This is a genomic window from Bacillus sp. BB51/4 (assembly GCF_008368845.1).
Classification (GTDB): Bacteria; Bacillota; Bacilli; order Bacillales; family Bacillaceae_G; genus Bacillus_A; species Bacillus_A wiedmannii.
This window is the reverse complement of the sequence record NZ_QOSC01000017.1, coordinates 107,577-120,468: the sequence shown is the minus strand read 5'-3', so window position 1 is coordinate 120,468 and position 12,892 is coordinate 107,577. Positions and strand designations below refer to the sequence as shown.

General features: G+C 34.8%; 12 protein-coding genes and 3 pseudogenes. 11 read left to right on the top strand and 4 right to left on the bottom strand.

Annotated features, from left to right (window positions below; all coding sequences use genetic code 11):
* Nucleotides 1-34: 34 nt before the first annotated feature.
* From ribF to dpaB, 8 genes and pseudogenes are all read left to right on the top strand, one after another.
* A complete protein-coding gene (gene ribF, locus DN392_RS23510; RefSeq protein WP_000766715.1) occupies nucleotides 35-1,006 on the top strand; it encodes a bifunctional riboflavin kinase/FAD synthetase in 972 nt (323 codons plus the stop codon).
* A gap of 100 nt (nucleotides 1,007-1,106) precedes the next feature.
* Nucleotides 1,107-1,376 (top strand): 30S ribosomal protein S15, encoded by a 270-nt coding sequence (gene rpsO, locus DN392_RS23505; RefSeq protein ID WP_001229392.1) that lies wholly within the window; start codon nucleotides 1,107-1,109, stop codon nucleotides 1,374-1,376.
* Nucleotides 1,377-1,536: 160 nt separating this feature from the next.
* Nucleotides 1,537-3,675 (top strand): polyribonucleotide nucleotidyltransferase, encoded by a 2,139-nt coding sequence (gene pnp / locus DN392_RS23500; protein WP_000076761.1) that lies wholly within the window; start codon nucleotides 1,537-1,539, stop codon nucleotides 3,673-3,675.
* A 152-nt stretch (nucleotides 3,676-3,827) separates the two neighbouring features.
* Nucleotides 3,828-4,727 carry a polysaccharide deacetylase family protein gene (locus DN392_RS23495; RefSeq protein ID WP_000647536.1) on the top strand — a complete coding sequence of 300 codons (900 nt, stop codon included), beginning with the start codon at nucleotides 3,828-3,830 and terminating at the stop codon, nucleotides 4,725-4,727.
* Between the two features lie 86 nt (nucleotides 4,728-4,813).
* Nucleotides 4,814-6,055: a M16 family metallopeptidase gene (locus DN392_RS23490; protein ID WP_000593006.1), complete on the top strand. Its 1,242-nt coding sequence runs from the start codon at nucleotides 4,814-4,816 to the stop codon at nucleotides 6,053-6,055.
* Nucleotides 6,056-6,184: 129 nt separating this feature from the next.
* Nucleotides 6,185-6,436, top strand: coding sequence for a YlmC/YmxH family sporulation protein (locus tag DN392_RS23485; RefSeq protein WP_001239751.1), 252 nt, complete (start codon nucleotides 6,185-6,187; stop codon nucleotides 6,434-6,436).
* Between the two features lie 274 nt (nucleotides 6,437-6,710).
* Nucleotides 6,711-7,613, top strand: coding sequence for a dipicolinic acid synthetase subunit A (dpaA, locus tag DN392_RS23480; protein WP_000954740.1), 903 nt, complete (start codon nucleotides 6,711-6,713; stop codon nucleotides 7,611-7,613).
* Nucleotides 7,610-8,035 (top strand): annotated as a pseudogene (gene dpaB / locus DN392_RS23475) (dipicolinate synthase subunit B); the annotation flags it as partial. The gene dpaA and the pseudogene dpaB, both read left to right, overlap by 4 nt.
* Nucleotides 8,036-8,067: 32 nt before the next feature.
* Here dpaB and DN392_RS23470 read toward each other — a convergent pair.
* Nucleotides 8,068-9,615, bottom strand: coding sequence for a recombinase family protein (locus DN392_RS23470; protein ID WP_061672303.1), 1,548 nt, complete (start codon nucleotides 9,613-9,615; stop codon nucleotides 8,068-8,070).
* 184 nt (nucleotides 9,616-9,799) lie between these two features.
* On the opposite strand from DN392_RS23470, the gene DN392_RS23465 reads away from it, so the two are divergent.
* Entirely contained in the window at nucleotides 9,800-10,033 is a 234-nt protein-coding gene (locus DN392_RS23465) for a hypothetical protein (RefSeq protein ID WP_071742778.1), read from the top strand.
* 115 nt (nucleotides 10,034-10,148) lie between these two features.
* Nucleotides 10,149-10,318 (top strand): annotated as a pseudogene (locus DN392_RS30950) (N-acetylmuramoyl-L-alanine amidase); the annotation flags it as partial.
* Between the two features lie 191 nt (nucleotides 10,319-10,509).
* Here the strand turns inward: DN392_RS30950 and DN392_RS23460 are convergent.
* From DN392_RS23460 to DN392_RS23450, 3 genes are all read right to left on the bottom strand, one after another.
* A complete protein-coding gene (locus tag DN392_RS23460; RefSeq protein ID WP_088321349.1) occupies nucleotides 10,510-10,890 on the bottom strand; it encodes a hypothetical protein in 381 nt (126 codons plus the stop codon).
* A 192-nt stretch (nucleotides 10,891-11,082) separates the two neighbouring features.
* Complete coding sequence (locus tag DN392_RS23455) at nucleotides 11,083-11,535, bottom strand: YrhA family protein (protein WP_088321350.1); 453 nt, start codon at nucleotides 11,533-11,535, stop codon at nucleotides 11,083-11,085.
* A 487-nt stretch (nucleotides 11,536-12,022) separates the two neighbouring features.
* Nucleotides 12,023-12,511 (bottom strand): hypothetical protein, encoded by a 489-nt coding sequence (locus DN392_RS23450; protein WP_061673284.1) that lies wholly within the window; start codon nucleotides 12,509-12,511, stop codon nucleotides 12,023-12,025.
* Nucleotides 12,512-12,515: 4 nt separating this feature from the next.
* Here DN392_RS23450 and DN392_RS30945 point away from each other — a divergent pair.
* Nucleotides 12,516-12,701 (top strand): annotated as a pseudogene (locus DN392_RS30945) (N-acetylmuramoyl-L-alanine amidase); the annotation flags it as partial.
* Nucleotides 12,702-12,892: the final 191 nt, after the last annotated feature.

Genomic DNA, 12,892 nt, shown 5'->3' with positions numbered 1-12,892 from the left:
GGAAGGATTATTACAGAAAAAGGTGAATTCAAGCGTGAAACTTATTCATTTAACTCATCCACATGAACAAAATAAATTAGAATTACCACCTACTGTAATGGCATTAGGATTTTTTGATGGCATTCATTTAGGACATCAATGTGTGATTCGAACTGCGAAACAAATAGCTGATGAACGAGGATATAAAAGTGCAGTTATGACATTTTATCCGCACCCATCTGTTGTTTTAGGAAAAAAGGAAGCGCATGCGGAGTATATTACACCAATGTGTGATAAAGAAAAAATAGTCGAAAACTTAGGGATCGATATATTATATGTTATTAAATTTGATGAATCGTTTGCAGGCTTATTGCCACAACAATTTGTAGATGATTATATTATTGGTTTGAATGTAAAGCATGTAGTAGCAGGGTTTGATTATTCATATGGACGTTTAGGAAAAGGAAAGATGGAGACTTTACCATTTCATGCAAGAGGGGAGTTTACACAGACTGTGATTGAAAAAGTTGAATTTCAAGAAGAGAAAGTAAGTTCTACAGCATTACGAAAGTTAATTCGAAATGGCGAAATGGAACAAATTCCATCTATTTTAGGTAGAGCATATACAGTAGGGGGAACGGTTGTACACGGTGATAAGCGTGGACGTCAAATTGGTTTTCCCACAGCTAATATAGGTTTAAGTGATGAGTATCTATTACCACCTGTAGGTGTTTATGCAGTGAGATTAAAAGTTCACGATGAATGGTACGATGGTGTATGTAATATTGGATATAAACCAACATTTAAAGAAGATGAGCGTCAATTATCTATTGAAGTGCACTTATTTGAATTTAACAAAGACATATATGATCAAAATGTTACAGTAGAGTGGCATATGCGTATAAGAGAAGAAAAGAAATTCAATGGCATCGATGAGTTAGTTGAACAAATTGCAAAAGATAAGAAAACAGCACAAGAATATTTTGCGAACGAAAAGAATATACTTGCTTTTTCAAATGAAAAGTAGTATTCTATGTTATGTACTTTATGACAACCATTGCTTGGCATTGCGACTCACCGACGCTTGCTAGGTAATTGGGGGTTTAATTAATAGGAGGTGAAATAGGATGGCTTTAACACAAGAGCGTAAAAATGAAATCATTGCACAATTTAGAACTCATGAGACTGATACTGGTTCTCCAGAGGTTCAAATTGCTGTCCTAACGGAGCAAATTAACACTCTAAACGAGCACTTACGTACTCACAAGAAAGATCATCATTCACGTCGTGGTCTATTAAAGATGGTTGGTAAACGTCGTAACTTACTAACTTACCTTCGTAATAGCGATATCACACGTTACCGTGAATTAATCACAAAGCTTGGCTTACGTCGATAGTCAAAGAAGCGGGAATATTCCCGCTTTTTTGTTAGGTAAAAATATATCTTCTACCCTTTATAGCTTACTTCATTTTCGGTAATACTAGAGGTAGAATATTGTGATATACTATCCATTTACATAGAAGAATTGAATACTTTAAATTGAGAGGGGTACTTAAATGAGTCAAGAAAAGCAAGTCTTCTCGATAGATTTAGCTGGTCGCCAGCTAACAGTTGAAACAAGTCAGCTTGCGAAGCAAGCGAACGGAGCAGTATTAGTAAGATATGGCGATACAGCGGTTCTATCTACAGCAACTGCATCAAAAGAACCAAAAAATGTAGATTTCTTCCCACTTACAGTAAACTATGAAGAGCGTTTATATGCAGTCGGAAAAATTCCTGGCGGTTTCATTAAACGTGAAGGTCGTCCGAGTGAAAAAGCAATTTTGGCAAGTCGTTTAATCGACCGTCCAATTCGTCCTCTTTTCGCAGATGGTTTCCGTAACGAAGTACAAGTTGTGAGCATTGTAATGAGTGTTGATCAAGATTGTTCTTCTGAAATGGCAGCTATGCTAGGTTCTTCATTAGCGTTATCGATTTCAGATATTCCATTTGAAGGTCCAATCGCGGGCGCAACAGTTGGTCGTATTAACGGCGAATTCGTTATTAATCCAACAGTAGAACAGCAAGAACAAAGTGATATTCACCTTGTTGTAGCTGGTACGAAAGATGCAATTAACATGGTTGAAGCAGGAGCAGATCAAGTGCCTGAAGAAACAATGTTAGAAGCAATTATGTTTGGACATGACGAAATTAAACGTCTAATTGCATTCCAAGAAGAGATTGTACAAGCTGTAGGTAAAGAGAAAACAGAAGTGAAACTTTATGAAGTTGACGCTGATCTTAATCAAGCTGTACGTGAAATGTCTGAAAAGGATATGCATTCTGCAATTCAAGTACATGAGAAACATGCACGTGAAGATGCAATTAACGAAGTGAAAAAGCGTGTAATTGAGCATTACGAAGCGCAGGAAGCTGACGCTGATACATTAGGACAAGTAAGTGAGATTTTATATAAAATTGTAAAAGAAGAAGTACGTCGTCTTATTACAGTTGAAAAAATCCGCCCAGATGGCCGTAAAGGTGACGAAATCCGTCCATTAGCATCAGAGGTTGGTATTTTATCTCGTACACACGGTTCTGGTTTATTCACACGTGGACAAACACAAGCATTAAGTATTTGTACATTAGGTGCATTAGGCGATGTACAAATTTTAGATGGTCTTGGTGTAGAAGAATCAAAACGCTTTATGCACCATTACAATTTCCCATCATTTAGTGTTGGTGAAACAAGACCGATGCGTGGACCAGGTCGTCGTGAAATTGGTCACGGTGCACTAGGAGAACGTGCTCTTGAGCCTGTAATTCCATCTGAAAAAGATTTCCCATATACAGTACGTCTTGTGTCTGAAGTTTTAGAATCAAATGGTTCTACTTCACAAGCAAGTATTTGTGGTAGTACTTTAGCAATGATGGATGCTGGTGTTCCACTTAAAGCTCCAGTTGCGGGTATTGCAATGGGTCTAGTTAAAACTGGTGAGCATTACACAATTTTATCTGATATTCAAGGTATGGAAGATCATTTAGGTGATATGGACTTTAAAGTAGCAGGTACAGCAAAAGGTGTAACTGCACTGCAAATGGACATTAAAATCGATGGTCTATCTCGTGAAATTTTAGAAGAGGCATTACAACAAGCGAAAGTTGGTCGTGTGCACATTCTAAATCATATGTTATCTGTTATTGCAGAGCCACGTACTGAATTATCAGCTTACGCTCCAAAGATTATTACAATGACAATTAACCCAGATAAAATCCGTGACGTTATTGGGCCGAGCGGTAAACAAATCAATAAAATTATTGAAGAAACTGGCGTTAAAATTGACATCGAGCAAGATGGTACAGTATTCATTTCTTCAATAAATCAAGAAATGAATGACAAAGCTAAGAAAATTATCGAAGATATCGTTCGCGAAGTACAAGTAGGTGAAATCTACGAAGGAAAAGTGAAACGTGTTGAGAAATTCGGTGCTTTCGTTGAATTATTCAGCGGTAAAGATGGATTAGTTCACATTTCAGAACTTGCACTTGAGCGTGTAGGTAAAGTAGAAGACGTTGTGAAGATCGGTGATGTAATTACAGTTAAAGTTATCGAGATTGACAAGCAAGGTCGTGTGAATCTATCTAGAAAAGTATTGCTAAAAGAAGAGCAAGAAAAAGAAGCTGCTAAAGAAGAAAACAAACAAGAGCAGCAATAAGTAAAAGCCAGTTAAACTGGCTTTTTTTGTTATGTAAAAAATATGATTTATATATATTTTTATGTCAGTATAGGTATAGTTTTCATTATAACGCTCAAATTAACAAAGATAAGAAGAAAAAAGGTTTTTATATAGTTAATGGGAGGGTTTATATGAAAGCTCGTATATTGGCATACATATGTATATTCTTTTTATATGTCAGTGTAGGCTCTTATTCCGTTTTTGCACAGGATAATTTGTATGAAGAAATTCAAAAACATGCAAAACAATATGAGATTGCACCTCAAAATGCGATGGTTGATAAAATATGGAAAGCAACACCAGGATATAATGGAAGAAAAGTTGATATCGAAGCATCTTATAATAATATGAGGAAACTAAAGAAATTTGATCAAAAATATCTGGAATTCAAGGAAGTATCACCGAGTGTCCACTTAGAAGGTTTATCACCAGCTCCAATTTATAGGGGACATCCAAATAAAAAGATGGTGGGATTAACAATAAATGTGGCGTGGGGAAACGAGTATTTGCCTCGTATATTAGAAATATTGAAAAAACATGATGTGAAAGCGACTTTCTTTTTAGAAGGACGTTGGGTGAAGGAAAATTTGCGATTTGCAAAAATGATTGTTGATGCAAATCAAGAAGTCGGAAATCATTCTTACACACACCCTAATATGAAAACGCTATCTTCTGATGAAATCCGAGATCAGTTACAAAAAACAAATCGAATGATCGAAGCAGCTACGAATCAAAAGGTAAGATGGTTTGCTCCGCCGAGTGGAAGTTTTCGGGATGAAGTCGTGAAAATTGCAGATGATTTCCAAATGGGAACGATTATGTGGACTGTAGATACAATTGATTGGAAGCGACCTGAACCAGAGGTACTATTGCAGAGAGTGATGACAAAAATACATCCAGGTGCTATCGTATTAATGCATCCAACTTCATCTACAGCAGAAGCATTAGATACAATGATTACAAAATTGAAGGAACAAGGATATAAAGTAGGGAATATAACAGAATTACTGGATGAAAAACGTGTGGATTAAATACATTTGCATGACATTCATCCTTAAACTTGTTATCATTAAATAATAGCAATTAATTAGAGAAACTGGCAGTAGGAGGAAAGTTTTTGATTAAAAAATATACTTGTAAAAATGGTGTAAGAATCGTTATGGAGAATATACCAACAGTAAGATCGGTTGCAATTGGTATTTGGATTCATGCGGGATCAAGAAATGAAAATGAAAAAAATAACGGGGTTTCCCACTTTTTAGAGCATATGTTCTTTAAAGGAACGGAAACACGTAGTGCACGCGAAATTGCAGAATCATTTGATAGCATTGGTGGGCAAGTGAATGCTTTTACTTCAAAAGAATACACTTGTTACTATGCAAAAGTGCTAGATGAGCATGCTAAATATGCTTTAGATGTATTAGCAGATATGTTCTTTAATTCAACATTTGATGAGGAAGAACTGAAAAAAGAGAAGAATGTCGTATGTGAAGAAATTAAAATGTACGAAGATGCTCCAGATGATATTGTGCATGATATGTTAACGAAAGCAACATATGAAACGCATCCACTTGGATATCCTATTTTAGGAACAGAAGAAACGCTTGATACGTTTACAGGTGATACGCTACGCCAATATATCAAGGATCATTACACACCTGAAAATGTCGTTGTTTCAGTTGCAGGAAATATTGATGAAGCCTTCTTGCAAACGGTAGAGCAATATTTCGGTAGTTATGAAGGAACAACAAACCGTGAACAAGTACATAGCCCAATTTTCCATTTTAATAAGGTAGCACGTAAAAAGGAAACAGAACAAGCTCATTTATGTTTAGGATATAAAGGCTTACAAATGGGACACGAAGATATTTATAACTTAATTGTATTAAATAACGTTTTAGGCGGTAGTATGAGTAGCCGTTTATTCCAAGAAGTACGTGAGCAACGCGGGTTAGCCTATTCAGTATTTTCTTACCATTCTTCTTATGAAGATACAGGTATGTTAACGCTGTATGGTGGAACAGGTAGCCAACAATTAGATACACTGTATGAAACAATGCAAGAAACATTAGAAACATTGAAAAATACAGGTATTACAGAAAAAGAGCTTATTAATAGTAAAGAGCAATTAAAAGGAAACTTAATGTTAAGTTTAGAAAGTACGAATAGCCGTATGAGCCGTAATGGTAAAAATGAGTTGCTACTTCGTAAGCATCGTTCACTTGATGAGATTATTGAAAGTGTAAACACAGTAACAAAAGAAAATGTTGATGAGTTAATTCGTAACATGTTTACAGATGAATTCTCTGCAGCATTAATTAGTCCAGATGGAAAACTTCCAAAAGGAATAAAACTATAATTGCTTTATATGAAGTATGTAAAAATAACCGTATCTCTTTTAAAAGAGATACGGTTATTTTTTTTTGATATACAGAATAGGTACTAATTATGGATAACTTAAATTCATAATTCGGTAGGGGGAGATTGTATGCGATTAAGTGAATTAAGTGGCAAAGAGATTGTAAATTTAGAAAGAGCAGAAAAAATGGGAGTTTTAGGTTATGTGGATTTAGAGATTGATGAGAAGGATGGCCAAATACAGGCTCTTATCATACCGGCTGGGAAATGGGGAGGTTTTAAAAAGGAACCACAAGAAGTAAGAGTCACGTGGAGCCAAATTAAGAAAGTAGGGCACGATATGATCCTTTGTGATATTACGGATCATTCAAATTCGAAGTGAAAGGTGGCCATTTTGGTCATCTTTTTTTTGTTCATTCTCTTCTGAGTAAAAGCTCACATGAATCGAGCGTTTACCGGAAATCAATTTCCCGTATAATGTCCTCTCATATGTCGAATGTTGAGATGGAGGTCTAACTGCATACAAATAGCGGGATAAATCATACATGCTTTCGTTTTTCAATCACCTAAAACTCGTACATTACATATGATGTGGAGGAAAAAGAAAAAGTAGGCACTTTTCTTATAAATGACAGAAAAAGAAGGTGAATTAGGGAATGTTGACTGAGATGCATATTGCTGTCATAGGAGGAGATGCAAGACAGCTAGAAGTAATTCGCAAGCTAGTTGAATTGGATGCGAAACTTTCATTGATAGGGTTTGATCAGTTAGATCATGGCTTCACAGGGGCAGCAAAAGAAAGTATACAAAATTTAGATTTCACTTCTGTAGATGCAATTATTTTGCCAGTTGCAGGTACAAATGCCAAGGGAGAAGTAGATACTATTTTTTCAAACGAAAAAGTTTCTATAACGAAAGAACAAATTGAAAATACACCAGAACATTTTACTATATATTCAGGTATTGGTACGCCTTACTTGGAAAATCTCGTATCTACTACAAACCGCAAACTTGTTAAATTATTTGATCGTGATGATGTGGCAATCTACAATTCTATTCCAACTGTAGAAGGTACATTAATGATGGTAATTCAACATACCGACTATACAATTCATGGTTCCAATGTAATGGTTTTAGGATTTGGTAGAACAGGGATGAGTGTTGCCAGAGCATTTCAATCATTAGGAGCCCATGTCAAAGTTGGAGCAAGACGATCGGAACATATTGCACGTATTACAGAAATGATGTTTTCTCCTTTTCATATGCAAAATATTGAGAAAGAAGTAGGAAATATCGATATTGTCATTAATACAATTCCGCATCTCGTCGTGACAGCGAATGTTATTTCGAAAATGCCGGCTCATACGTTAGTAATTGATTTAGCTTCTAAACCAGGCGGTACCGACTTTAGATATGCGGAAAAAAGAGGAGTCAAAGCGCTGTTAGCACCTGGATTACCAGGTATTGTTGCTCCAAAAACAGCAGGACAAATTTTAGCGAACGTTCTTTCTCAGTTACTAGCAGAAGACGTAATAGCAAGAAAGGAGAATGGGGAATGAATTTAAAAGGGAAAAGAATAGGGTTTGGTTTTACTGGTTCACATTGTACGTACGAAGAAGTAATGCCTCATTTAGAAAAATTAATTGCTGAGGGAGCAGAAGTACGCCCCGTTGTTTCTTACACTGTTCAATCAACAAATACGAGATTTGGAGAAGGAGCAGAGTGGATTAAAAAGATTGAAGAAGTAACAGGATTTAAAGCGATTAATTCAATCGTTGGCGCAGAACCACTAGGACCTAAAATTCCACTAGATTGTATGGTAATTGCACCACTAACAGGAAATTCTATGAGTAAATTTGCAAATGCAATGACAGACTCTCCAGTACTAATGGCAGCGAAAGCGACGTTAAGAAATGGCAAGCCTGTCGTATTGGCTGTTTCGACGAATGATGCTTTAGGGCTGAATGGAGTAAATCTAATTACACCAACAAGGTGACGACAAAGCATAAACGCTTATATGTCGCCATCTTGAGGGAGTTTAGGGTAAAGCACAAGTTCGAAATCATCGAGCCTTTGCCACTTTTCCTTTTTATAAACAGCCTTTTCTAAAACTGACTTTAGGAGGCTGTTTTTCTTTTTGGGATCATCTGTTTTAAAGTACAGATCAAGAACATGCTCCACTTGAGGTATTGTATCTTTCTTCACTTTTTCCTTCTTAATTTCAGTTTTAATTTCTTTCTTTAAGTTTTCCATCGTGGAAGTAATTTCAGTAATGCGATCAGAAATTACATTCGAACGTTCTAAAAACATATCGACTGTGTAAATACCACGCTCTAATAAATCATGTAAATTATTTTTTTGTTTTTGGACATCCACTAATTCTTTTTCAAGCTTACGTAACGCAGCTTCATTCATTTGAATAACTTGTGTTTCTTTTAATTTGTCATCTTGCTTATGTTTTTCAAAATCAGCTTTATAATTGATGTACCATTCTTTTAATGCCTCGAGTAAACGCTTCTCAATTAATTCCGTATAGCTTGATTTGTTTTCGCAACCGCGATGCTTACAATCCATCGTTTCTTTTCGGTTCTTCGGATAACGTTGGACCATACTATAACCACATTTACTACATTTAATAATACCAGCTAGTGGATTTTTAATTCCATTCGTATTGTAAGGAACGTGATACCTTGAATTTAATTTTTCTTGCACTTGCTCAAATAAGCTTTCAGGTATGATAGGCTCATGTTTACCATCAGCAATAATCCAATCTGATTTATCTTGACGAGCACAACTTCTTTTTACGGCATCAGGTTGTTTTACCTCTTTTCGTTTTTGCCACGTTACTTTTCCTATGTATACATTATTTTTTAATATATCCAAGATGCTGTAGGGGTTCCATTCATTACCTAGCTTACTTTTGTAGCCAAGATCATTTAACTTGCTTCGGATTGCGTTAGCGCCCATATCTTCATTTGCATACCAATCAAATATCATTCTTACAACTGAAGCTTCTTCTGGATTAATCGTTAAAGTACGTTCTCGCTTATTTAAGCGATGGATATCATATCCGAATGGTGCATGTGTACCAAGATAATTCCCAGCCTCTACACTGGCTACACGACCTCGTTGCATACGTCGTGTAATAATCTTTAACTCCTTACGAGCCATAAACGCTTCAAATTCGCTGTATTCTTCATCCCACTCATCATTAAGGTCATAAGTCTTCCTAGGTGTCATAATCTTCGTATTCGAGCGTTTAAACGTCTCTAAAATGATTCCTTGTTCTTTCATACCACCACGACCTAAACGGTCCATATCCATACAAAGAACAACATCATATTTGTTATCTTCAATTTCTTCAAGCAATGCTAACATTTCAGGTCGTTTCACTAAACTCTCACCAGAAACGATTTCCTCACGGACAGCTAAAACATTTAAGTTCATTTCCTTCGCTATTTTCAGCAGGGTAGTGCGGTGCTTTGCTAACGTTTCACCTTCGCCTCGTGCCTCGGCTTCGAGATCAGCACGGGATTTTCTTAGGTAGATTGCGGTTTTCATGATTAGACCTCCTTATATAGTTAATTCATATACGAGAAATGTATATATAAGAAGTAGAAATGGCTATTTGAAGTAGCGAAAGTAATGACATGTTTGATTTAAGAAAGCATTTAAGATTCTTCGTCGTTTTCCGATACTTTAATATTTCGATGATTGTTCTGCTTTGAAATGGTTAGCAACTAATATGGCAGTACTAACAAATCAGCAGCATACAAATATAGAAAGCACTTCAAGAGGTGACACCATGAGCCAACAAGAAAAATATGCCGCGTCTTATAAATTTGGGAAAACGAAAGTTTATATTGTGGCTCCAGAGCCGAAAACCAAAAAGGATATTGATAAAATCCTTCGAGCATATTACAAGGCTAGTTGGGCCATCATTGATGAATTGCAAACGAAAGAAAATATTGAGGAGTAATTCCTCTTTTTTTGTATAGAAAATAGACAGGTTATGTGTACTAATAATTTTGACGTTTATTTAATTTGATGTGGAGAAGAAAGATACAGTAATAAAGAAATATTGTGATTAGTTTATTATAGGAAAGTGTTTTGTTTCTAGAGTGGACAATCTGCATTTCTATGAATCTCCATCTTGGCATGATAAAGATGTGGCTGGTTCTGTGGGGGAGTATTAGGATTTACGATTGATGCGAAGATAAGTGTAAATGGTTCGTATCAATGTAAAGTGCATAATAGTTATTAGCGAGTGTTCTATATTACGGCTAGTGATGCGTATGTGAATGTGCGGTCTTTTTCGTGCTGTATGTAACATTATTTACTTGTTATTTTTTTCGGTTGTCAATTTTGTGTGCTCATTTATTCAAATGTGTATTAGATTTCGTAATGTAATAGTTTCTATTTCAAGAGAGATTTCATCTTCATCATAATTATTAACTATGAAAGTTTTATATTTTTGAATATCTGCCCAAAAATATTCGAACTTATTTTTTTTTGTTTTTCTTTTTCTTTAACCCATACTAAAATTAATTCTTGTAGTTCATCGGTTTCGATGTTGCAAGAGTAGTTTTCATCTTCTATATATCGATGGATAATTTTTGTGAAGTCATTACGTATTTCTAAATCACAACTATTTCCACCTAATTCTAGAGAATCAACTTCGCAGTTCAATACTTTATTTATACGAGATAGCCAAAACACACCGTCACTATTTTGAATATCATTTTCTAAAAATTCCCCTACCAACGATATATTTTCAGGAAGTTTAATCATCAAAAGATTAAAAGGTCCTTGATAAAATTCATATGTGTATTTCATATATTAAAGATCATCCTTTCAATGGTTAACGTAATGGAAAGGCCGAAATAACGCGATTCCTTGAATCAATGAACATCATAATTTCTATACCATGTGGCGTTCTACCAATGTATCTATTACCTCGTCCCGTATATTCCTTATTAGTAAAATGATATTCCGTCGTGTAAATTACCTTGTCATTAATACCCCCTATTAAAGCAAGGCTGTTTTCAATGCTTCCTCAAGCATTGTATTGAAATCATTATATGTTTCCATCACTGTACCAGATGGTTTATCAAGTTCTAAGTAAGTACCATCAGATAGTTTTTTACAAAACCATGCAATATCTGAATCTCCAAGGAAAAGGTACTCTTTTTGAAATTCATTTTCATACCAAATCTCATTGGTTTCTATAAGCCCGCAAATTGATTCGTCCCTTTCTATATCTAACAAATAAGAGTCAACTCCATAAAGTACTAGCCCGTTAAAATCTAATCCATTTACAGTTTTGAGAAATTCCTCATATTCACTCGGTAAGTCAATATTAAAATTCTCTTTCATACATTCTTTTAATTTCTGAACTTCACTATCTGTTGCTGGTGTATTCAGTTTATCATTAAAACTTTTCTCTATTTTTTCAATATCTACAATCAGATTTTTCCACATATAAAAATCCCTTTCTAAGTTTATTTTATTTTTCCTTAGGGTAGATGTTGTATTTTTGGATAGGCCAGCTTACGTCTACACTATCTCCATCTTGTAAGTATCTAGTTAATATACGTTGTGTATTAGTTATAGCTTTATGATAGGAATGATTTTGTATTAAAGTTAAATCTTTAAATGCATTTGTTCCTCCTAGATGATATTAATAACTGTATCATTATATCAAAAACTGGAGATGTAGAAATTTTTTCTTCCATTGTGAAATAGTAGAGTAGTGTTGTGAGGACATAGAAAAACTGTCTGTTAAGGGGCTGTCTTCTTTTACGCTTCTATATTTGTTCCTTCTGCTACCACTGTTTGCTCTAACTATTTATCTTGTTCTTTTAAATTCATCTTTCTCCGCCCTTAGAATCTAGCAAAATAGGATAATAACTAATTAAAAAAGACAGTAATTCTATTTATAAAACTATCCACTAAGTTATTACCTTAATTAATCTTTAGAATCCTCATCGCTCATAATATATTCGATATCTTCATCTGTAAATCCATTGCCTTTAAATACTGGATGCCCATTTGGATCGAGCATACCCATCACTTTTTTATCCTTATCAGACACAATTAGTGTATAGTCCTCCATAAGAAAAGGTTTTTTTGGTAAATCCACTAATATTCTCCAAGCTGGTCTTATATCATCTTTGTTTCTATTTTCTTTCTCAATTTTAAATGTATAAGCCTCATCAAAGAAAAGATGGTTGATATCTTCATTAACTACTCCATCTAATTTATTTTTCTTATGATAATGTTTAGCAATTTCTATTGCTTCCTGAGGCTTTAACATCACATCTACAGTAATTTCATTTATTTTCCTATAATGTCTTGAAAAATCTTCTTGCTTTAATCTAATATAATTTTGAAATTCTTCAGTAGACAATTGTTTAAACTCTTCATCAGACATATTTTTATACTTATCTAAAGACATATAAAATTCTCCTTTCTATGAATCTCCTTTTTGGCAGGGGAAAGATGTTGCTGGTTCTGTAGATATGGGATTAGACTTTACTCTTGGTGCAAAGGTAAGTGTAAATGGTTCGCCACAATACAAAATACACAATGGCAAGGGCAAAACATACTATGTATCAGCAATTGAAGCCTATGTGTATGTAAAGTAAGAGTTACAAAAGAGACCTCAAATGTGAGGCCTCTTTTGTTGATTATTCTCCATATGTAACTTCTCTTCACTTAATCCAAGCTAGATAACATGCTTCATTGAAATATTCAATCTTAAAGAAAACTTTTTCTTCGAAAAGTTCTCTACTTTACTTGTGCTCAGAATCTACCAAAATAGCTAGTCAAATTCAAT